This is a genomic window from uncultured Maribacter sp. (assembly GCF_963977385.1).
GTDB lineage: Bacteria > Bacteroidota > Bacteroidia > Flavobacteriales > Flavobacteriaceae > Maribacter.
In genome coordinates this window covers 37,441-60,408 of record NZ_CAXBOU010000022.1, presented here as the reverse complement: position 1 = coordinate 60,408, position 22,968 = coordinate 37,441, and the positions used below count along the sequence as shown (strand labels likewise).

Below are 22,968 nucleotides of genomic sequence, written 5' to 3'. Positions count from 1 at the left end.
AAATCTTAAATTACTTGAAAACCATAAGCATAAGGGTCATCATCATCTATGGTTATGGTGTTATGTCCATAAATTTTAGCCCAACCTTTTATGCTAGGAATAATAGCCGGTTTACCTGCTAAAGTAGTTTCTTCTTCCACACGACCAATGAATTGAGAACCTATAATACTCTCGTATATAAAATCTTCTCCGATAGCTAACTTACCTTTTGCAAACCATTGCGCCATACGTGCTGAAGTACCTGTACCACAAGGTGAACGGTCTATAGCTTTATCACCATAAAACACGGCATTTCTAGCTGTGGCAGATTTTGAAATCGTTTTGCCGGTCCATAACATATGACTGACATTTCTGATTGTAGTATCTTCTGGATGGATAAATATATCAGGATATTTCTTATTTATATTTTCCCGTAACTCTTGACTAAATTGAATTAGTTTACTAGCCGAGAAATCTTGTATCCCAGAAAAATTTTCTTGTGGATCTATAATAGCATAGAAATTACCACCATAAGAGACATCAAAAGTCAGTTCTCCTAAATCTGATGATTCTATAGTTAAATTAGTTTCTGCTAAAAACGATTTTACGTTGGTTAATTTCACCCAATCAACTTTAGCACCTGTCTGCTGATAACTGATTTTCACCAAGCCTGCAGGGGTTTCCATACGAACCTCACCATGTGTTTTGGGAATAATCAGCCCTTCCTCAATCCCTATAGTAATAGCGCCAATAGTACCATGACCACACATGGGTAGGCAACCACTGGTTTCAATAAACAAAATTCCGAAATCATTATTTGGGTTACTTGGAGGATAAAAAATACTACCGCTCATCATATCATGGCCACGTGGTTCAAACATCAACCCTTTGCGAATCCAGTCAAATTCTTTTAAAAAATGTTGCCGCTTTTCGCTCATGGTAGCACCGACCAAATCGGGACCGCCATGTTTTATTACCCTAACAGGATTGCCACACGTATGGGCATCGATACAAACGAATGTATTACTGGCCATAAAAAAAATTATTTCGTACGATTAATATAAGCATTTACCCTGCGTTCTAAAATGGTTAATGTTACGGTACCCTGTTCTAATATAATTTCATGAAAATCACGAATACTAAATTTATCGGCCAAAACTTCTTCTGCCTTTTTTCGAAGTTCCCTAATTTTTAACTCTCCTATCTTATACGATATCGCTTGACCTGGCCATGCGATATAACGATCTGTTTCAGTGTTTATCTCATGAACCGATAATGCAGTATTTTTTGTCATATAATCGACAACTTCTTGCCTACTCCATCCTTTTGCATGAATTCCTGTATCTACAACCAATCTACATGCACGCCACATTTCATAAGTTAGTTTACCGAACTTTTCATATGGTGTTCTGTAAATGCCTAGCTCATTCCCTAAAAACTCAGTGTACAGCGCCCAACCCTCACCATAGGCAGACAAGTACATGTTTCTTCTAAAATTTGGAATACTATCGCCCAACTCCTTATTTAAACTCCCTTGTAAGTGATGACCTGGTACAGCTTCATGTGCAGTCAATGAAGGTAAAGTATACAATGGTCTGCTTTCTAATTTATAGGTGTTCACTAAATAATACCCTGGTTGTGTTTCTGATGAAGGCCCCGAGTATCTACCACCCGTATATTTGGGTGCGATGGCATCAGGTACTTTTATAACACCATAAGGTCGACGCGGTAATGTTGAAAAATATTTTGGTAATTCGGCATCGATACGTTTTGCTATATCTCGTGCATTCATCAACAGCTCATCCCCTGTTTTTGCATAAAATTGCGAGTCAGTTCTAAGAAAAGTTAAAAACTCTGAAAAGCTTCCTTCAAAATTCACCTCTTCGATAATGGCATTCATTTCAGACTTGATACGAGCGACTTCAGAAAGTCCTAAAATGTGAATATCATCTGCTGAATATTCGGTTGTAGTCGTGTAATAATTAATTCTATTCTGATAGAATTCTAAACCATTTGGGGTTTCAGATACTCCGATAGTATTTCGTGTAGATGGTATATAATCCGTTTCAAAAAAAGCTTTAATTTTTTTGAATGATGGTACCACCTTATCCATTATAATATTCTGGGCAGCACCTGTAATTGAATCTTGTTGCGCTTTACTAATTACTTCAGGTAGCTGTTGTAAAGATCCGTAGAAACTACTTTGCGAATAATTCTTAACAATATGTGTATCATAAGTAGATTCATAACCTTTAAAAATGATTTTAGGTTGAGAAACACCTTCTTTCAATCCTTTTTTCAATAAAACGATATGTTCATCAACAAAATCAGGTATAGCACCAAGCATTTTCAAATACTGTTTTGCATCTTCATAGCTTAAGATTGGTGTAATTCTATAATTAAGATTTAAATGAAAACCTTGATCAGCTTGTATCGGATTTAAATACATTTTATACTGATACTCATCAACTTGATTTTGCAATTGAAATCTTAAAAGTTCATAGGAAATCAAGTCAGTTTCACCGAGTCCGGTTTTATCCAAGTTCTTTAACTGCACCAACTTGCTTTGTGCAAAATCAGTATTCTGTTTTTCTAGAGATTCTTTGTGTACACCTAAAGGGAATGCTTTTCTATCAAAAGAACTGTACCCTTCAATTTCTGAAATTATCGCAGATAATGGTGTTTCACTTTTTTGAGCTTGAGAATGTATTGAAAATAGAATCAACGATATATTTAAAATCGAAAAACCATATTTAAATTTAAATCTCAAGCTTTTCATAAGTTCCTATTTTAGTTGGTATATCTGCCTTCTTCCAATCTTACAATCCCTAAAGGATTTGCATTTTGTAATGCCTTAGGAAGAAATTTATTCGGCCAATCTTGAAAAGAAACTGGGCGTACCCATCTTTTTATAGCCGACGTACCCACCGAGGTAAAGCGTGCATCTGTAGATGCAGGAAAAGGACCACCATGAACCATTGAAGAACAAACTTCTACACCGGTAGGTACCCCATTAAATAAAATACGGCCTACTCTACTTTGAAGTGCATCAATAACATTATCGTACGTATTCAAATCACTTTCAGAACCTAAGACAGTTCCAGTTAATTGACCTTCTAAATGATTTAATATTTCTTCTAGCTGTACAGAATTTTCACAACTCACTACTACCGAAAAAGGACCAAAAACCTCTTTGTGAAGTTTTGTATTCAATAAAAAGCTAGCGCCACTTACTTTAAGTATGGTTGGCCTTGCTACATTATCACTAGTTTCTTTTGCATAATCCGCCATTATTATAACACCATCTTGCCCTGATAATTCTTTTTTACCCTCATTATATTTGGTATAAATATTTGGATGCAACATGCAAGTAGGTTCTAGCTTAAGTATTTCTTCGGATAAGGTGTTGATAAAAGAATCTAATTTATTTCCTTGTATACCCAAAACCAGACCAGGGTTCGTACAAAATTGTCCTGCACCTAAATTAATAGATGAAGCATATTTGGTTGCCCAAGCATCTCCATCAATATCAAGAGCCGAAGGAAGAACTACAACAGGGTTGATACTACCCATTTCTGCAAAAACCGGTATGGGCTCATCACGCTCACTTGCCAATTTATAAAGTGCCGTGCCACCATTTATACTGCCTGTAAAACCAACAGCCTTAATTTTTGGATGCTTTACCAATTGTTGCCCCACTTCTATTCCACTACTATTTAAATTAGAAAATACGCCATTTGGCATACCCGTTTTTTCGGCAGCTTTTATAATTGCCGAAGAAACTAATTCTCCAGTTCCTGAGTGCATTGGGTGACTTTTAACAATTACAGGGCAACCAGCAGCCAAAGCACTTGCTGTATCTCCACCTGCTGTTGAAAATGCCAAAGGAAAATTACTGGCTCCAAAAACTACAACCGGACCCAAAGGAAACAACATTTTTCTAATATCTGCTTTAGGCATTGGCTCTCGGTCTGGTTGTCCTTTTTCAATTACAGCCTCTACCCATGAGCCATCTTTCAAGAGCGCAGCAAATGCCCGTAATTGCCCCATAGTACGGCCACGCTCACCACGAGCTCTACCTTCTGGCAAACCCGATTCTTTACAATAGGTATCTATCAATTCATCTCCCAAAGCCTCAATTTCAAGCGCAATGGTCTCTAAAAACTGAGCCTTTTTATCACCAGAAACATCTTTGTAAACTTTATAAGCTTTAGTAGCCAGTTCTACAGCTTCGTTTATTTCAAACTTAGTTGCTTCAAAGAAAGTCCATTCAGTTTCTTTATTCGTTTTAGGATTGAACGTTTTGTAGGTTACATCTCCTTGATTTGATAACTTGTTCCCTATCGTATTTTTTCCGCTTATCATTTTCTATTTTTAGTAGTGATACTCAAAAGTAAAGAAAGAACCTGTAACAAATTCTGATTCTATCTTTACTTTACATTCTTATTGAAAACCCAAATTACATCATAACTATCTACCCAACATTTAGTTGATTCCCTTATAATTAGGTAATTTTGGTCTAGAAGCCATACCTTCTTTAATAACGGTAGCTGCTCTTTCTCTTTCCGCACCAATTAAAGGTAATCTCGGTGCACGTACATTTTCAGTTCCAATACCGGTTGCTACTTCTGCCATTTTAATATTTTGCACTAATTGTGGACTAATATCCAATTCTAATAATGGTAAGAACCATCTATAAATTTCTAAGGCTTCCTCAATTCTTCCGGCCTTTGCAAGTTCAAAAATGGCACAGGTTTCTGCAGGAAAAGCACAAACAAGACCAGCAACCCAACCATCAGCTCCCATCAAAACACTTTCTAATCCTAAAGTATCTACACCCGTTAAGACTTTTAAACGACTGCCGAATCTTGATTTTATACGCGTTATGTTAGAAATGTCTCTTGTAGATTCTTTAACTGCTTGTATATTGTCACACTCCATTAGCTCATCGAACATATCTAAAGTCACCAAAATACCATAATCTATAGGGTTATTATAAATCATAATTGGCAAGGTTGTACTTTTGGCTGTTTCTTTAAAGTAAGTTACTGTTTCATAATCATTTGCCTTATAACGCATAGGTGGTAACATCATTAAACCTTCTGCACCACATTCTTCTGCAACCGCTGCGGCGTGAATAGCACCTTTTGTAGTCTGTTCAGCTATATTAATAATTACAGGAACCTCGCCCTTAACAAGCTTTACGGTTTCCTTCATTAGAACTTTTTTCTCATCATAGGTAAGTGTACTAGCCTCCCCTAAAGTACCGCCAAGTATTATTCCGCTTACACCAGCGTCTAATTGCGCCTTAATGTTAACTGAAAACATATCTAAATCTAATTCATCCTTATTGGTAAACTTTGTTGTAACTGCTGGCATAACGCCTTTCCATGATAAACTCATATTATAAATTTTAGTGATAATCAAAATTAATAGTAACACTCTAAATACTATGTCTTCATATTAACCATACATAAGACTATTTTACCCTGTTATTATATTTTATATAATATTAAATGATAAATTAGATGCATATGAAAGTGTATCCTTTTAAAATACCCAAACCTGTAGATGAGCATTTAATTGTTCAAATTGACAAGGAGCCTATCTTCTATAATCGCCTACACCAACATGAAGAAATTCAGATCAGCTATATTATAAATGGTACAGGTAAATTATTGGTAGGGGATAGTATACATCAATTTTCAAAAGGTGATATTTATGTAATAGGCAGTAATCTTCCACATATTTTCAAAAGTATACCGGGTGAATACGACGCGCATATGGCAACCGTATTTTTCACAGAACACACATTCGGAGAAAATTTTTTCAACTTACCATACTTCAAAGAATTACAATCATTTTTCCTTAATTCAAATTCTGGATTCAAAGTAATTTCAAACATAAAAAATATATCCAAAACAATTTTAAAATTAGCCTCCCAAGAAAAAATGCAACGTTTTATCACTTTTTTACAACTACTAGAGCTCTTGGGCAACGTTACCATAGAACCATTAAGTAAATTCATTTATTCCAAAACCTTAACGTCTAATGAAGGGGAACGCTTACAGGTAATATTTGATTTTGTTTTTAAAAATTTTCAAAAACACATTGCATTAGAAGAAATCTCAAAAATGGCTTTCATGACTCCGAATGCTTTTTGCCGTTTTTTTAAACAACGGACTAATAAGACATTTTTTCAATTTTTGATTGAGCTTAGGTTAGAACACGCTTGTCAATTACTCAGTTCTAAAAAGGAACTGAACATTAATCTTATTTCTGATCTATCTGGTTTCAATTCAATTTCGAACTTCAACAAAAAATTTAAAAAAATAAAAGGGGTAACCCCTACCCAATACCAACAATCTATATTTCTATAGAATAAAAGGTTTCTTATTTATTACGATCAAATATTTTATAATGAAGGATAGGTTTCTATATTTGCGCTTTCTATAAGAAAACAATTGCCCACGTGGTGAAATTGGTAGACATGCTACCTTGAGGGGGTAGTGTTCGTAAGGACGTGCTAGTTCGAATCTAGTCGTGGGCACAAAAGGCTAGATATATATCTAGCCTTTTTTATTTTGATAAATTTAACTTTCCTGTAGTACTATCCAAATCAATTAATTGTAGATTTGTTTAATCCTTTTCCAGAAAACATGAACAATGTAAAAAAACAATTTAGTATTAGAGACTTAGAAAATCTATCTGGTATTAAAGCACATACTATTCGAATTTGGGAAAAAAGGTATAATTTATTATCGCCAGAAAGAACAGATACTAATATTAGAACGTATAGCCTTGCAAGCTTACAGAAGTTACTAAATGTTACTCTGTTGTATAATAATGGCCATAAGATTTCCAAAATAGCAAAAATATCAGATCATGATATACCTTATGTAGTTCGTGAAATAGCAGCGAAACATAGTCATAAAAGTCAGGCGATAAATGCTTTTAAACTAGCGATGGTAAATTTTGACCAAACTATGTTTTTTAATACCTATAACGCCTTGTTAGGGGAGAATTCTTTTCGTGAGATATTTAAAGAAACATTTGTGCCGTTGTTAAACGAATTGGGCCTCTTATGGCAGACGGATACTATTAGTCCTGCACATGAGCATTTCATCAGCAGTTTAATCAAACAAAAAATATTACTAAATACTGAAAAACTACAGCATCTAGAACCAACAAAAAAGGATAAGGTTTTTGTTGCGTTTTTACCAGAAAATGAGATACATGATATAGGTCTTCTTTATATTAATTATGAAATTATATTAAAAGGATATAAATGTATTTACCTCGGACCTACCATTCCAATGGAAAATCTAGAAGATGTTTTAAAGTATTTCGATGATATTTATTTTGTATCGTACTTCACAGTTTTTCCTGAGAAAGACCGTATAAATAAGTACCTAGAAGATTTTAGTGAAATGGTATCAAAATACAATAATCCAAATTTTTGGATATTAGGAAGACAAACCGATTTTATTGACGAAAAAATAAAGCCTAATTACTGTAGAACATTTAATTCTATAGATAATTTGGTGAGTAACCTTTAATTGAGAGTTAAAGAATGAAGAAAAATTGCATCGTAATAGGTTCGGGTTTCGCATCTTTATCAGCAGCATGCTACTTGGCAAAAGATGGCTGGAACGTTTCCATTTATGAAAAAAACGACTCTGTAGGAGGGCGCGCTTCGCAATTTATTAAAAACGGATTCACCTTTGATATGGGACCTAGCTGGTATTGGATGCCAGATATCTTCGATAAATTTTTTGCTGATTTTAATAAGAAGACTTCCGATTATTATCAACTGGATAAATTAAGTCCTGCATATAAAATTTTCTTTTCTAACGACATTATAACTATAGGTGATTCGATGGATAAAATTTGTTTAGAATTCGAAAGAATTGAACCTGGTAGTTCAAAAGAATTAAAAAAGTTTATTCTAGAGGCACAGATAAATTACGAGATTGCTATCAATAAAATTGTTTTAAGACCTGGTCTTTCTCCCTTAGAGTTGGTAACAAAAGAAACAATTTTAAAAGTTGACCAATTTTTTAAAACTATTAGCTCACAAGTACGAAAGCGTTTTAAAAATCCAAAATTGATTTCTACTTTAGAATTTCCTGTATTGTTTTTAGGTGCAAAACCCAGCAATACTCCGTCATTTTACAGTTTTATGAATTTTGCCGATTTCGGTTTAGGCACGTGGCATCCTCAAGGGGGCATGTATGAAGTCATAAAGGCTATGCGAAATCTTGCTATTGAATTAGGAGTTATTATACATACATCGAAACCGATTGATAAAATATTAGTAACGAACGGAAAAGCAACAGGAGTATCATCTGGTGGAGAAATATTTAATGCAGATGTAATCTTGAGCGGTGCTGACTATCACCATTCAGAAAGCTTGTTAGACTTAAAATACAGACAATATTCAGAGGCTTATTGGGACAAAAAAGTATTTGCCCCCTCTTCCTTACTATTTTATATCGGTTTTGATACTAAATTGAAGAATGTAGAGCATCATAACCTCTTTTTTGATACAGACTTTGAGCTGCACGCTACAGAAATATACGATAATCCAAAATGGCCAACTAATCCATTATTTTATGCAAATTTCCCATCTATTACAGATTCGAGTATGGCACCTAAGGATTCGGAAACTGGATTTTTCTTGGTACCAATAGCTACTGCCCTTGATGATACCGAAGAATTAAGAAATCAGTATTTTGAATTAATTATGGATAGATTCGAATTAAGAACTGGTCAAGATGTCAGAAATAATATTATATTCAAGGAGACATTTTGTGTTAAAGATTTCGTAGAACGATACAACTCGTATAAAGGAAATGCTTATGGTATGGCAAACACGTTAACGCAAACGGCATTTTTAAGACCTAATCTAAGAAGTAAAAAAGTAAATGATTTATATTTTACAGGGCAACTGACTGTACCTGGCCCCGGAGTTCCTCCTGCATTGATCTCTGGTAAATTAGTGTCAGAATTAATTATAAAAGATAATTAGTTTAACGCATGAAAGGAACTTTTGACCAAGTCTCGTACCAATGTAGTAAAGTCGTTACTGAACGATATAGCACTTCGTTTGCCTTAGCAACAAAGATGCTTCACTCGTCTATTCGTGGCCATATATATAATATTTACGGTTTCGTTCGCTTTGCTGATGAAATTGTAGATACATTTCATGACTATGATAAAGTTGCCCTATTCGATAAATTTGAACAGGAACTTGAAGCCTCTTTAATAGATAAAATAAGTCTTAATCCGATTTTAAATTCCTTTCAACATACCTATCACACCTATAATATTCCAAAACATCTGGTAGATTCATTTATGAAGAGTATGCGAATGGACCTAATTAAAAGTGTATATCGAACAGATGCTGAATTCAAAGAGTACATTTATGGCTCTGCAGATGTTGTAGGTTTAATGTGTCTTAAAGTATTTGTGAAGGGTGATATTGATGCATACGATAGATTGAAAGAATCTGCAATGGCATTAGGCTCTGCATTTCAAAAAGTAAATTTTCTGAGGGATGTTAAAGCCGATTTTGAGGAATTAAATAGATCATATTTTCCAAACACCAACCTGAAAGAGCTAGATGAAACCTCAAAGAAAAGAATTGTTGAGGAAATTAAGGCAGACTTCAAGTTAGGTTATAAAGGAATCATTGGTTTACCAACAGAGGCCAAATTCGGAGTTTACACTGCCTATAAGTATTATTACAAATTATTAAAAAAACTGCAGAATACACCGTCTCTAGAAATCAAAAATGCGCGGATAAGAGTTCCGAATTATCAGAAATTTGGTCTTTTGGCACGTTCGTATGTTAAATATAAAATGAACTTAGTATAATGAATACAGTATTTTGGATATTAATTTTTTTAGGAACTTTTTTGTTCATGGAATTTATGGCGTGGTTTACCCATAAATACATAATGCATGGCTTTCTATGGTCGTTACATAGTGATCATCACAAAAAGGATCATGACTCATGGTTTGAAAGAAATGATACTTTCTTCATCTTTTATGCGATCGTAAGTATGTCATTATTCTATTCGGGCACCATTGGTTTTTGGTATGGCTATCCGCTAGGTTTCGGAATATTAGCGTATGGAATAGCGTATTTCTTGGTACATGACATATTTATTCACCAACGTTTTAAACTCTTTAGAAACGCTAACAATTGGTACAGCAGAGGTGTTAGAAGAGCTCATAAAATGCATCATAAGCATTTAGGAAAAGGGGATGGAGAATGTTTTGGTATGCTCTTCGTGCCTTTTAAATACTTTAAGAAATAGATATCTCTAAACTATTCTGAGATTAGTTGATTTAGAAGTTTGTCAACCTTATCATTATCCCAGTCGGCAATAGCATTTTGATGAATAACGATTGAACCTGACTTATCAATTAAATAAGAACCTGGTGGATTTAATAATGAAATAGGACTTGGTTCTCCTATAATCTGATAAGTTACAGGAAATGTGTATCCCTGCTCTTCCATAAAAAGCTCAACAGGAGCTCTTTCTTCATTAGTTATTACATAGAACTTCAACTTATCTCCATAAGTTTCGTATAAGTATTGAATATCCTTTAATTGTGCTTGTGATGGCATATGCCAAGAAGTCCAAAAGGTTATGAATACTACTTTACCTTTAGCCTCAGAAAAATTAATGAATTTCCAATTTTCATCTTTAAGTTTCCAATCATAATCAGATATCTTTCCCCTTTTCTCAACCTTTATGATGGTTGGTGAAGTTGCAAAGAACCTATTGAGCAGTATTTTACTGTAATCGCCTAAAGGCGTAACAAAAAATGAAAGCACCAATGCAATTATCATTAAGGTAAAAACCGTTTGTCTCTTCATTGAAATTTAATAGGATTCAAAACTAAAAAACTCCTGATCATAATCAGGAGTTTTCCTCACTTATTTTAAGCTGTTAAATTAAGAAGCGTTTTCTCTCTTAATAACATTAAGAGCAGAACCTTCTCTATACCATCCTATTTGGGCAGCATTATACGTATGATTTACCTTAATCACATCCTTACTACCATCAGCATGAACAACCTCGATTGTTAATTGCTTGTCCGGTGCAAATTCTGAAATATCAAGAAAGTTAAAAGTGTCATCTTCTTGAATAAGGTCATAATCACTTTCATTAGCAAAAGTCAACCCTAACATACCTTGTTTTTTAAGATTTGTTTCATGTATACGTGCAAAGGACTTTACTATAACAGCAGCAACACCTAAATGACGTGGCTCCATTGCAGCGTGCTCACGAGAAGAACCTTCACCGTAGTTATGGTCACCAACTACAATACTACTAACACCCGCAGCTTTATAATCACGTGCCGTATCAGGAACACCACCAAATTCTCCAGTTAATTGATTTTTAACCAAGTTAGTCTTATGACCAAATGCGTTAACAGCACCAATTAAACAGTTGTTAGAAATATTATCTAAATGTCCACGGAAACGCAACCAGGGTCCTGCCATAGAAATGTGATCCGTTGTACATTTACCAAATGCCTTAATCAACAATTTAGCCCCCATTAAACTTTCGTCCTCTATAGGTGTAAACGGTACTAATAATTGTAATCTTTCAGAATCTGTAGCTACTTTAACAGAAACACCAGAACCATCTTTATCTGGAGCTAAATAACCTGCATCTTCTACTTCAAAACCTTTAGGAGGTAATTCCCATCCTGTTGGTTCGTCAAACATAACTTCCTCTCCATTTTCATTGATTAAAGTATCCTTCATAGGATTAAAATCTAATCTACCTGCAATTGCAATAGCTGCAGTTATTTCTGGTGAAGCTACAAAAGCGTGCGTATTTGGATTACCATCGGCACGTTTCGCAAAGTTTCTATTGAAAGAATGCACAATACTATTTTTTGGCGCATTCTTAGGATCACTGTAACGAGCCCATTGGCCGATACAAGGACCGCATGCATTCGTAAATATCTTAGCATCTAATTTCTCAAATATTCCAAGAATTCCATCACGGGCAGCTGTATAACGTACTTGCTCAGAACCAGGATTAATTCCTAATTCAGCTTTCATTTTTAGTCCTTTATCTATAGCTTGTTGTGCGATTGAAGATGCTCTAGACAAATCTTCGTATGAAGAGTTTGTACAAGAACCAATTAATCCCCACTCAACAGCCAATGGCCATTCGTGTGCCGTAGCCTTTTCTGTCATATCATGACCAACTTTAGTCGACAAATCTGGCGTAAACGGGCCATTCAATAATGGCGTTAATTCTGATAAGTTAATCTCAATAACTTCATCAAAATATTGTTCTGGATTTGCATATACCTCAGCATCGGCAGTTAAATGCTCTCTAACTTCATTAGCTGCATCAGCAATATCAGCTCTATCGGTAGCTCTTAAATAACGCTCCATAGAATCATCATAGCCAAATGTAGAAGTAGTCGCGCCTATTTCAGCACCCATGTTACAAATAGTTCCTTTACCAGTACATGATAATGATAAAGCACCAGAACCAAAATATTCTACGATTGCTCCTGTTCCACCTTTTACAGTAAGAATTTCGGCAACTTTAAGTATTACATCCTTAGGCGCTGTCCAACCAGAAATTGTTCCAGTTAACTTAACACCGATTAATTTTGGAAATTTTAATTCCCACGCCATGCCTGCCATAACATCAACAGCATCTGCACCACCAACACCAATAGCAACCATACCTAAACCACCGGCATTTACTGTATGCGAATCTGTACCAATCATCATACCCCCTGGGAATGCATAATTTTCTAATACAACTTGGTGAATAATACCTGCTCCTGGTTTCCAAAAACCAATTCCGTATTTATTAGAAACTGATTCTAAAAAGTCAAAAACTTCAGCACTAGTTGTATTTGCAGATTTTAAATCGGCAGTAGCACCATTTTTTGCTTGAATTAAGTGATCACAGTGAACCGTAGTTGGCACTGCTACCTTTGGCTTACCTGCCTGCATAAACTGCAATAATGCCATTTGTGCGGTGGCATCCTGACAAGCGATACGATCCGGTGCAAAATCAACATAATCTTTACCTCTTGTAAAGGCTTTAGTTGGCGTACCATCCCATAGATGTGAATACAAAATTTTCTCTGAAAGAGTAAGTGGTTTTCCTACAATATTCCTTGCCTCATCAACACGTTTAGCCATATTGGCGTAAACTCCTTTTATCATATCAATATCAAATGCCATTCTTTATCTAATTTTAAGTTAGCGCAATTCCGTAAATTTAAGAAAATCTACAACGCAATTAAAATTAAATAAGTATGATTGTTCGCTTTTTCTCAAATAGTGTAAAATAGGAAGTAGTACTACATTCTAAAGAATGTGTCTATTATTACCTTTCACTCTTAAAAAGCTAAAAAATAAGGAAGTGTATTAAAGCAATTTATCAATGATATCCTCTTCGCTGATACCTTCTGCTTCTGCTTTATAATTTTTAATGATACGATGACGAAGTATCCCTTTTACTACCACATGAACATCTTCTATATCCGGAGAAAATTTACCATTGATGGCAGCATTCGCCTTAGCACCTAAAATAAGGTTCTGTGATGCCCTTGGGCCAGCACCCCAATCTAAATATTGCTTTACATATTCTGAAGCTGTATCTAAATTTGGTCTAGTACTGTTTACTAATTTTACGGCATATTCTACCACATTATCCGCAACAGGAATTCTTCGGACTAAATCTTGAATTGCAATTATATCTTGGGCATTGAAAAGTGGATTTATAGTTTGTTTTATATCAGCCGTGGTATTCTTAACCACTTGAATTTCTTCTGCAATAGAAGGGTATTTCAATTCTATCGCAAACATAAAACGGTCTAATTGAGCTTCTGGTAAAGGATAAGTTCCTTCTTGTTCAATTGGATTCTGTGTTGCCAAAACAAAATATGGCAATTCTAATTTATGCTGATGACCTGCAATAGTTACAGCTCTTTCTTGCATTGCCTCTAAAAGTGCCGCCTGTGTTTTTGGTGGCGTTCTATTAATTTCATCAGCTAAAATGATGTTTGAAAAAATAGGCCCTTTTAGAAACTTAAAATTTCTGTTTTGATCTAAAACCTCACTGCCAAGTATATCGCTCGGCATTAAATCTGGAGTAAATTGTATTCTTTTAAAATCAAGCCCTAAAGCTTGGGCAATGGTATTCACCATTAACGTTTTTGCCAACCCAGGTACACCAATCAATAATGAGTGACCACCTGTATAAATTGAAAGCAAAATCTGTTCAATCACATCTTCTTGACCAACAATTACCTTAGCTATTTCCTTTTTAAGCTCAGCATGTTTTATAACTAGGCGTTCTATAGCGGCAACGTCTGACATATCTCTATTCCTTTACCCAGTTGTTAGCGAAGTCACAATCTCTATTCTCGTCGTTTACACTTATATAGGTTTCTTCGATATGCTCATCCATCCATTTCTTGATGGCATTATATTTCTTTTCGGTAAGAGCTAAATCTTGAATCTTGGTATAATCTTTCGAGAAATCAGCTACATGCTCATCAAACCTATTTGTAATCTTAAGAATCTTGTATTTTGGAGGCCCGCCGCGTGGATCTTGTTCTAAAACAGGGTAAGTAACTTCGTTATCTTTTAAATTCTGTACCTGGTTGTATAAGGTAGGATCCATCTTAGTTAATTCGAAACGAGAACTAAAATCTTGAGGATTTCTTAGTAGTCCACCGTCGAATTTGGTTTCCTTTTCATCAGAAAAATTAAGTGCAGCTTCAGCAAAGGTAAATTCCTTATTGATGATTTTTTTACGAATACTATCTAATTCAGATTTTGCTTCATCAAGCACATTTTGAGATATTTCCGGTTGAACAAGAATATGTCTCAAATCTAATTCTTGACCTCTAATTTTCTCAATAAATATTATGTGATAACCGAATGTAGTTTCAAAAGGTTCAGAAACCTCACCTTCTTTTAAACTAAACGCTACATCTTTAAAGGTTTTATCAAATCCAGTATCTTTAGTAATACTATAAAAACCGCCTTTAGATTTAGACCCTGGATCCTGAGAATACAGAATCGCTTTAACACTAAAACTGGCATCGTTATCATCAACATCCGCTTTAATCTGATTAAGCTTATCTATTACTTTTTGTTTCTCTTCTTCAGATGGCTTAGGTTCTTTGGTAATTTGTGCAATTTCTAATTCAGCTCCGAATACTGGTCGTTCATCTTCAGGTATCTTATTAAAGAATTGACGAACCTCTTCAGGTGTAATTTCAATCTCTTTAATTATATCTTGTTGCATACGCTCAGACAGCATACGTAGTTTATTGATCTTGTATAGTTCTTCTCTAAAAGTAGCTTCATCTTCTTTCTTGTAATACTTTAAGACCTTATCCATAGAGCCTATTTGCTGTACTAAAGATTGTAATTGACGATCACCTGTAGCGTTTACCTCGTCATCAGAAACCAATATACTATCCTGAACAGCTTGGTTAGCATACAAACGGTCTTCCATCAACTTACCTAAAAGACCACAGTGGGTAATATCTTCTGTTGAAGCCCCTTGACTTTTTAAATCGATTAAGGTTTTTTCAATATCGGAGTCAAGTATTACATAATCACCAACAACTGCGGCAATGCCATCTAATTTAATTCTCTTAAAATTAATTGACGAGTCTCTCTTTGAAACCGCTGCTTCTGCAACAGCCTCCATAGGCTCAACTTGATTATCAGGTACTGTAGGGATGGAATCTTGTGCTGTAACAACACTAGAAAACAGTAGCACCGAACCGATATATATACTATTTTTTACTTTCGAAAACTTCAAATTCTTTATCCTTGATTGCTTCATCTAATAATTCAGTTTCTAATTTACGCAGGTAGTCCATTTTTCTGCGGCTTAATAAAACTTGTTCTATGGTAGGTTTAATAAAAGACAAAGGCGCAATTTCATTAACATCCTTTATTTCTTCTATTTTCCCCAAATATACCCCGATTGAATCCTCCAATTCAAAAAATTGTGAATTTTTTAAGTACTTATCGGCATTGTCAATGGTAATTGGTGGTATTTCTTCAAAAATTCTAGTGTAACGTACCCAAATAGAATCATTAAAATTTAATTTATTGAATTGCACGCCAATGGAATCTAAATAACGAACATCTTCTTTTTTAAACTTTTTTAACCGTTTAGCTACCTCATCTTTATTCATAAACCCTTTTGGCAAAGAGACAAATCTTATTCTGGCTATTCTTTCTTTGAGTTTAAAGTTTTCCTTACCTTTTTCGTAGAACGCTTCTAATTGGGCATTTGTAATAACAGTATCTGTAGTTTGTGATACTAAGGCTTCTTTATATACACGTGTATATAAATCAGTCCTATAATCGTCTACCAATGCATTGTACTCTGCCAATTTATCTTCTGACAGATTTATTTTTGCCTTGGATAACAATAATTGTTTTGAAGCCCAATTATTAATATAGTTAATAGCAAAAGAGGCACTATCTCCTTTGGTCATGTTCTCGGTAATTAAAGGTGCTAGATCTTCCTGAAACAAATAAGCATCGCCTACCCTAGCAATTGGGTTCTTCAGTTCTTCCTTTTTAAAAAGACCATCACAAGAAATTACCACAACAGAAAGCAATCCTACCAGTAAAATAGAATATACTTTTTTCATTAAAAATTTTGATTTATTAAAAAACATCGAGCAAAAATAGCAATAACCACTTCGTATGCAAATGCTTATTGATTTACTTAACACAATTTTTGATACTACATTACAGAATAAAAACATAATTATTGTTTAAAAAGTCAACTATTGTAAGCTGTAAACTATTACGAATCGGTACATGAACCGATGATTTTTTGGTAAATTTGCCTAGTTAAAATCATTAATTTAAAACCAACAATTACTTGAGCAGACAAATAAAATTAATTTGGGATTTTAAAGGCCCTGCTGCAAAAAAAACAGCTGAGCACCATGAAAAGCATTTAAAGGAATTTATTGCCCTAGAAAACACTGCACTCAACATTACAGGTTTCAAAGAACTAAATGACATGTATAGCATAGCATTTATGGTGGTAGAAGAAAAAGAAATGATTACGGTTAGGGATATGCTAAAGCCACATCGTGGTGAGGTATATACACCATAACAAAACCTCCTAATCATGAAACATCTTATACTGATAATATGCTATTCTTTTGTAGTCTCGTGCGCTCCACAAGACCAAAATTTAAATTTTCTTGAGACTGCTTTATCCTCTAAAAATCCAAAAATAAAAAGGGTAATGGATAGTATTGACAATTATCAGGTTCAAATAAGATACACGCAAATAGACAGAAGAAATGATAGTGTAATATTCACTGACTATGATTTTCAGGTTAATGATAGCATGTATTTTTATCCGGCAAGTACGGTTAAATTTCCAACGGCAGTTTTGGCATTAGAAAGATTGAATAAAACCGACACCTTAACTATAGACTCGAAATACTATATAGAAGGTGATACTATTGAAAGTACTTTTAAACAAGATGTATCTGAAATTTTCTCGGTAAGCGATAACTTAGCCAACAATAGATTGGTTGAGCTCTTAGGGTTTGAAACTATTAATGACAACTTAGAAAAAAAAGGAATTACTCCTGTTCGAATTACGCATAGGTTAGGATACCATTCAGAAGAATTAAAAACCAAACCTTTAATCATTTATTTGAATGATTCTACAACTGGTATTACTCAACCTATTTTAAATAAGACACCTATAAAACTCAAACTTTTAAATATTACTAAAGGTTCGGGCTATTATGAGGATGACATATTGATTCATGAATCATTTGATTTCAGTAGTAAAAATTATTACCCAATTTCATCACAACACAACCTCTTAAAAAGGGTGATTTTTCCTCAAAACTTTGAAACCAAAGAACGTTTTGATATAAGTGCCGAACAACACCAATATTTATTATCAGCCATGCACACTGTTCCGCGTAAGGTTGGGTATGATTCAAAAACATATTACGACGGTTACTGTAAATTTTTCATGTTCGGTGACACCAAAGAAAATATTCCCGATCATTTAGAAATATATAACAAAGTAGGATTTGCCTATGGCACATTAACCGATTGTGCTTATATAAAAGACACTAAAGAGAATATCGATTTTATGCTAACCGCTACTATTTCAGTAAACAAAGATGGTATATTCAATGATGATGCTTACGAATATGACGAAATCGGATTACCATTTCTAGCGCAGTTAGGTAGAGAAATATATCAACAGGAACTAAAACGTAAATAATACCTGAAACCTCAATAAGAATTATGCAAGACAATTCTAATAAAACAAGAATCAACAAATACCTAAGCGAAGCTGGCTATTGTTCTCGTAGGGCGGCAGACAAACTTATTGAGCAAGGTAGGGTAACCATCAATGGAGAAGTACCCGAAATGGGCACTAAAATTTCAACAAATGATGTTGTAAAAGTCGATGGAGAACTAATTAAAGAACCAAAAGGAAAATCAACGTATTTGGCGTTCAATAAACCTGTAGGTATCGTTTGTACTACAGACACTGGTGTTGAGAAAGATAATATCATCGATTATATCAATTATCACAAACGAATTTTTCCTATTGGAAGATTAGATAAGCCTAGTGAAGGACTTATTTTTTTAACTGATGATGGTGATATTGTAAATAAGATTCTGAGAGCTCGTAACAATCATGAGAAAGAATATCTTGTAACAGTAGACAAACCGATTACTATAGATTTTCTTAAACGAATGCGTAAAGGAATTCCCATTTTAGATACGATAACTAAAGAATGTGAGGTATTTGAAGTAAGCACATATCAATTCCGTATTATTCTGACTCAAGGCCTCAATAGACAAATACGTCGTATGTGTGAGTATTTAGATTATAGAGTAAAAAAGTTAAAACGTATTAGAATTATGAACGTACAGCTAGATATACCCGTCGGTACCTATAGAGACCTAACGGAAGAAGAACTGCAAGAAATTAACAGACTAGTAAGTTCCTCTTCTAAAACTTTCAATGACAACAGGTAATTAAGATTAGGCCGATTCCATTTTATTAAGATACATTAGTGCTAAAATACCGCCTATAATTAGAGGATAATCTACTAAAAATCACTACCTTATTATAAAAAAAAGAAAGGTAATGAAAACAGCACATAATATCATTTCAAGAAAGTCTGAACCTAAGCTTCTCCTATTCATTTTCCTATTTATAGTTACTGGAGCAAATTTTATTTTTGCCCAAAGTTCTATTTTTGTAGAATACACTGGTGAAGTACTCGATTCTAATAGCAATAAACCTTTAGTTTTTGCCACCTTAACTATCGAGAACTCTAATCTTAGTACCATTACTAATTCAGAAGGAGAATTTTCTCTTAAAGTGCCTAATGATAAAGTGAGTGAAAATCTATTAATCGCTTACTTAGGATATAAAACAAAATTGATACCACTAGCTCAATTAGACAAAGAGGGCAGTAAAATATTGATGGATGAATTTGTTATGGCATTATCAGAAGCTAGAATAGATGCACCAAATGATGCTGAAGCTTTGGTAAAAGAGATCTTAGATAAAAAAGGAGTTAATTATCTGAATGAAAGTACTGTAATGACAGCTTTTTATAGGGAAACCATTAAGAAGAGAAGAACAAATGTCAGTCTTTCAGAAGCTGTTGTTAATATTTACAAAGCCCCATATTCATCAAATAAAAGTGATGCGTTAGAATTATATAAGGCAAGAAAGAGCACGAATTATACAAAATTAGATACTGTTGTTTTAAAACTACAAGGTGGGCCCTTCAACACCTTATTTGTAGATATGGTTAAGTATCCTAATTATATTTTTACTCCGGAAACTTTTTCCTACTATGATTTTTCTTTTGACACCTCTACAAGGGTAAACGACCAATTAATCTATGTTATCGATTTTAAACAAAAACCTGAAATCATTGATCCTTTATATACTGGTAAATTATATATAGATGCAGAAAATAAAATTTTAACTAGGGCAGTATACTCTTTGAACATAACAGACAGAAGATTAGCTTCTCAAATGTTTGTCCGTAAAAAACCGAGAAATGCAGAAGTTTGGCCCACTGAAGTATCTTATAGAGTAGATTATCGCGAGAAGAATGGAAAATGGTATTATGGCTATAGTAATGTGCTTTTAGAATTCAAAATTAATTGGGATAAGCGTTTGTTTAATTCAGTATATACTATGAGCTCTGAAATGGCCATAACGGATTGGGAAAAGAATATTGATAACGTTATACCAAGGTCAAAAGATAGAATTAAATCGTCCATAATTTTAAGTGATGAAGCAATAGGTTTTGCTGATCCTAATTTCTGGGGAGAATATAATATTATAGAACCTGAAAAATCTATCGAATCTGCAATTAAAAAAATTCAAAGACAATTGCGCAGAGATAAATCAAATACAGACGGTACATCTAATCCCTAATTTCATTGGGGTAAAGCATAATTGAATGTTTTACAACAATACTGAAAATTATATGAAAGCTAAAAATTCCTTTTACTAATTCTATATTCAAGAGTTAGCAAAAGGAATTTTAAAAACGTAAAACAAAAGGCAAAATTAGCTTATTAGTTAGCAACTTCACTAATAAATTTCAACCTATAAAGACGAAGTTCTTCTTCCTCATACTCTCCATCAAATTCGGCCATAGCTTCTTCCAAATCATCGGTATCGGCTTCTAAAAAGTAATCATGAATCTCTTCTTGCTGATCTTCATCTAAAATTTCATCGATCCAGTAGTTAAGGTTAAGTTTGGTACCACTAAAAACTATTTGCTCCATCTCTTTAATCAGTTCCGGAATCTGCAATCCTTTAGAAGAAGCTATATCCGATAAGGGTAACTTTCTATCTACATTCTGAATTACATACAGTTTTAAAGCAGAATTAGCACCCGTACTTTTCACAACTAAATCATCTGGTCGAATAATTTCATTTTCCGTAACATAGTCATTTATAAAAGCAATAAATGGTTTACCATATTTTTTCGCTTTCCCCTCACCTACACCATGTATATTTAATAATTCTTCATGAGAAATAGGATATTTCAAAGCCATATCCTCTAATGATGGATCTTGAAAAACCACAAATGGCGGTACTCCTAACTTTTTGGACTGAGCTTTTCTCAAATCCTTTAATTGTTTCAAAAGACGCTCATCTGCGATGCCTCCAACTTTTGCAGCACCTACAATTGCATTGTCATTTTCGGCATTGTAGACATGATCTTTAGTCATCATAAATGAAACTGGCTTCTTCAAGAAATTTTTTCCATTTTCTGTTAGATGCATAACTCCATATTGCTCAATCTCTTTTCGCAATAGTCCAGCAACCAAGGTTTGACGCACCAATGCCATCCAGTAACTTTTATCTTTATCTGAACCAATACCAAAGAAATCCTTTTCATTGGTCTTATGCGATGAGATAATAGCATTGGTCTTTCCTCGTATCGTATTTACTACTTCTTTTGATTTGAACTTTTCGCTTGTTCCCTGAACAACTTTAAGTAGTTTTAAAACATTGTCCTGCGCTTCTTCTTTCTCTTTCGGGTTTTTGGTGTTATCATCCATTTCAGCACCATCGCCACTTACATCATCAAACTCCTCACCAAAATAATGCAACATAAATTTACGTCTAGACATAGACGTTTCAGCATAAGCTACAACTTCTTGAAGCAATGCATTCCCTATTTCTTGTTCAGCTACCGGTTTACCAGACATAAACTTCTCTAGCTTTTCAATATCCTTATATGAGTAATATGCTAAACAATGGCCTTCACCCCCATCACGGCCAGCTCTACCTGTTTCTTGATAGTAACTTTCAATACTTTTGGGGATATCATGATGAATGACAAAACGAACATCTGGCTTATCTATTCCCATACCAAATGCAATCGTGGCAACTACAACATCGACATCTTCCATCAAGAACATATCTTGATATTTAGACCTCGTTTTTGCATCAAAACCTGCGTGGTATGGAACGGCACTAATACCGTTGACTTGTAAAACCTGAGCTAATGCTTCGACCTTCTTACGGCTAAGGCAATATATAATTCCAGACTTTCCTGAATTTTGCTTTACAAATCTTATAATATCAGCTTCTATATTCTCAGTCTTGGTACGTACCTCATAGAAAAGATTAGGTCTGTTAAAAGAGGCCTTGAATAATTTCGCCCCACCAATTCCTAAATTCTTTATAATATCTTCTTGTACTTTAGGTGTTGCCGTAGCGGTAAGACCTATAATTGGAATATTATCACCTAAGCGCTCCACAATCGATTTAAGATTGCGATACTCAGGTCTAAAATCATGTCCCCATTCAGAAATACAATGCGCTTCATCGACCGCAACAAAAGATACAATCACTGATCGCAAAAATTCAACATTTTCCTCTTTTGTCAATGACTCAGGAGCAACATATAACAGTTTGGTAATACCGTCGGTTATATCTTGTTTAACTTGTTTTATCTCTCCTTTGTTCAATGAGGAATTTAATACATGTGCAATGCCATGTTCAGAAGAAACACCACGAATGGCATCTACCTGATTTTTCATCAAAGCGATTAAAGGTGATACTATTATCGCCGTACCCTCTTGCATAAGAGCAGGTAATTGATAGCAAAGTGATTTACCACCGCCTGTGGGCATAATCACAAACGTATTATTCCTTTGTAAAACATTTCTGATTACTTCTTCTTGAAGTCCTTTGAATTGAGAAAAACCGAAATGTTTTTTTAATGAGGAATGTAAATCTATATTATCGAAATCTTTACTGTATGTCACATTTTACATTTAAGGGGGGCACTACTTATATTAAAACTAATAAGCGAACAAAAATATTAAATACCTAGCTTAGCTACGCTAAATTCTTATGCGATAATCAGCATATAAAATTAAGTTTGTTTAATTTTGTC

The 22,968-nt window shown here is 34.2% G+C and carries 19 protein-coding genes and 1 tRNA gene; 10 read left to right on the top strand and 10 right to left on the bottom strand.

Annotated elements, in window-relative coordinates; translation table 11 throughout:
- Window positions 1–5: 5 nt before the first annotated feature.
- The 4 genes from AAC084_RS18910 to AAC084_RS18895 form a co-directional block, all read right to left on the bottom strand.
- Window positions 6–1,013, bottom strand: coding sequence for a 4-hydroxyproline epimerase (locus AAC084_RS18910; RefSeq protein WP_339841848.1), 1,008 nt, complete (start codon window positions 1,011–1,013; stop codon window positions 6–8).
- 8 nt (window positions 1,014–1,021) lie between these two features.
- Window positions 1,022–2,758, bottom strand: coding sequence for a DUF885 domain-containing protein (locus AAC084_RS18905; protein ID WP_339841847.1), 1,737 nt, complete (start codon window positions 2,756–2,758; stop codon window positions 1,022–1,024).
- A gap of 11 nt (window positions 2,759–2,769) precedes the next feature.
- Window positions 2,770–4,344 carry an aldehyde dehydrogenase (NADP(+)) gene (locus AAC084_RS18900; protein WP_339841846.1) on the bottom strand — a complete coding sequence of 525 codons (1,575 nt, stop codon included), beginning with the start codon at window positions 4,342–4,344 and terminating at the stop codon, window positions 2,770–2,772.
- A 120-nt stretch (window positions 4,345–4,464) separates the two neighbouring features.
- Window positions 4,465–5,382 carry a dihydrodipicolinate synthase family protein gene (locus tag AAC084_RS18895; protein ID WP_339841844.1) on the bottom strand — a complete coding sequence of 306 codons (918 nt, stop codon included), beginning with the start codon at window positions 5,380–5,382 and terminating at the stop codon, window positions 4,465–4,467.
- 131 nt (window positions 5,383–5,513) lie between these two features.
- On the opposite strand from AAC084_RS18895, the gene AAC084_RS18890 reads away from it, so the two are divergent.
- The 6 genes from AAC084_RS18890 to AAC084_RS18865 all read left to right on the top strand — a co-directional run bounded on the left by AAC084_RS18890 (window position 5,514) and on the right by AAC084_RS18865 (window position 10,304).
- Entirely contained in the window at window positions 5,514–6,359 is an 846-nt protein-coding gene (locus AAC084_RS18890; RefSeq protein WP_339841842.1) for an AraC family transcriptional regulator, read from the top strand.
- 86 nt (window positions 6,360–6,445) lie between these two features.
- Window positions 6,446–6,529: transfer RNA gene (locus tag AAC084_RS18885), tRNA-Leu, on the top strand.
- A 109-nt stretch (window positions 6,530–6,638) separates the two neighbouring features.
- Complete coding sequence (locus tag AAC084_RS18880; protein WP_339841841.1) at window positions 6,639–7,538, top strand: MerR family transcriptional regulator; 900 nt, start codon at window positions 6,639–6,641, stop codon at window positions 7,536–7,538.
- A 14-nt stretch (window positions 7,539–7,552) separates the two neighbouring features.
- Window positions 7,553–9,010 carry a phytoene desaturase family protein gene (crtI, locus tag AAC084_RS18875; RefSeq protein WP_339841840.1) on the top strand — a complete coding sequence of 486 codons (1,458 nt, stop codon included), beginning with the start codon at window positions 7,553–7,555 and terminating at the stop codon, window positions 9,008–9,010.
- An 8-nt stretch (window positions 9,011–9,018) separates the two neighbouring features.
- Window positions 9,019–9,858, top strand: a complete 840-nt coding sequence (locus tag AAC084_RS18870; protein WP_339841839.1) for a phytoene/squalene synthase family protein — start codon at window positions 9,019–9,021, stop codon at window positions 9,856–9,858.
- A complete protein-coding gene (locus AAC084_RS18865; protein WP_339841838.1) occupies window positions 9,858–10,304 on the top strand; it encodes a beta-carotene hydroxylase in 447 nt (148 codons plus the stop codon). Before AAC084_RS18870 ends, AAC084_RS18865 begins: the two co-directional genes overlap by 1 nt.
- A gap of 11 nt (window positions 10,305–10,315) precedes the next feature.
- Here AAC084_RS18865 and AAC084_RS18860 read toward each other — a convergent pair whose 3' ends face one another.
- The 5 genes from AAC084_RS18860 to AAC084_RS18840 all read right to left on the bottom strand — a co-directional run bounded on the left by AAC084_RS18860 (window position 10,316) and on the right by AAC084_RS18840 (window position 16,671).
- Window positions 10,316–10,870, bottom strand: a complete 555-nt coding sequence (locus AAC084_RS18860; protein WP_339841837.1) for a TlpA disulfide reductase family protein — start codon at window positions 10,868–10,870, stop codon at window positions 10,316–10,318.
- Between the two features lie 78 nt (window positions 10,871–10,948).
- A complete protein-coding gene (locus tag AAC084_RS18855) occupies window positions 10,949–13,222 on the bottom strand; it encodes an aconitate hydratase (protein WP_339841835.1) in 2,274 nt (757 codons plus the stop codon).
- Window positions 13,223–13,408: 186 nt separating this feature from the next.
- Window positions 13,409–14,362: a MoxR family ATPase gene (locus AAC084_RS18850; RefSeq protein WP_339841834.1), complete on the bottom strand. Its 954-nt coding sequence runs from the start codon at window positions 14,360–14,362 to the stop codon at window positions 13,409–13,411.
- Between the two features lie 4 nt (window positions 14,363–14,366).
- Window positions 14,367–15,710, bottom strand: a complete 1,344-nt coding sequence (locus tag AAC084_RS18845) for a peptidylprolyl isomerase (RefSeq protein WP_339841865.1) — start codon at window positions 15,708–15,710, stop codon at window positions 14,367–14,369.
- Window positions 15,711–15,798: 88 nt separating this feature from the next.
- Window positions 15,799–16,671: a peptidyl-prolyl cis-trans isomerase gene (locus AAC084_RS18840; RefSeq protein WP_339841833.1), complete on the bottom strand. Its 873-nt coding sequence runs from the start codon at window positions 16,669–16,671 to the stop codon at window positions 15,799–15,801.
- Window positions 16,672–16,907: 236 nt separating this feature from the next.
- Here AAC084_RS18840 and AAC084_RS18835 point away from each other — a divergent pair, with 236 nt between their 5' ends.
- The 4 genes from AAC084_RS18835 (at window position 16,908) to AAC084_RS18820 (ending at window position 20,483) form a co-directional block, all read left to right on the top strand.
- The gene (locus AAC084_RS18835) at window positions 16,908–17,147 is read left to right on the top strand and encodes a hypothetical protein (protein WP_339841832.1); all 240 of its coding nucleotides are present in this window, start codon (window positions 16,908–16,910) and stop codon (window positions 17,145–17,147) included.
- A gap of 15 nt (window positions 17,148–17,162) precedes the next feature.
- Window positions 17,163–18,290, top strand: coding sequence for a serine hydrolase (locus AAC084_RS18830; protein ID WP_339841831.1), 1,128 nt, complete (start codon window positions 17,163–17,165; stop codon window positions 18,288–18,290).
- A 23-nt stretch (window positions 18,291–18,313) separates the two neighbouring features.
- On the top strand, window positions 18,314–19,057 hold the full coding sequence (rluF, locus tag AAC084_RS18825) for a 23S rRNA pseudouridine(2604) synthase RluF (protein WP_339841830.1): 744 nt from the start codon (window positions 18,314–18,316) through the stop codon (window positions 19,055–19,057).
- A 112-nt stretch (window positions 19,058–19,169) separates the two neighbouring features.
- Window positions 19,170–20,483 (top strand): carboxypeptidase-like regulatory domain-containing protein, encoded by a 1,314-nt coding sequence (locus AAC084_RS18820; protein ID WP_339841829.1) that lies wholly within the window; start codon window positions 19,170–19,172, stop codon window positions 20,481–20,483.
- 143 nt (window positions 20,484–20,626) lie between these two features.
- Here AAC084_RS18820 and AAC084_RS18815 read toward each other — a convergent pair whose 3' ends face one another.
- Window positions 20,627–22,837 (bottom strand): ATP-dependent DNA helicase RecQ, encoded by a 2,211-nt coding sequence (locus AAC084_RS18815; protein ID WP_339841827.1) that lies wholly within the window; start codon window positions 22,835–22,837, stop codon window positions 20,627–20,629.
- Window positions 22,838–22,968 lie beyond the last annotated feature (131 nt).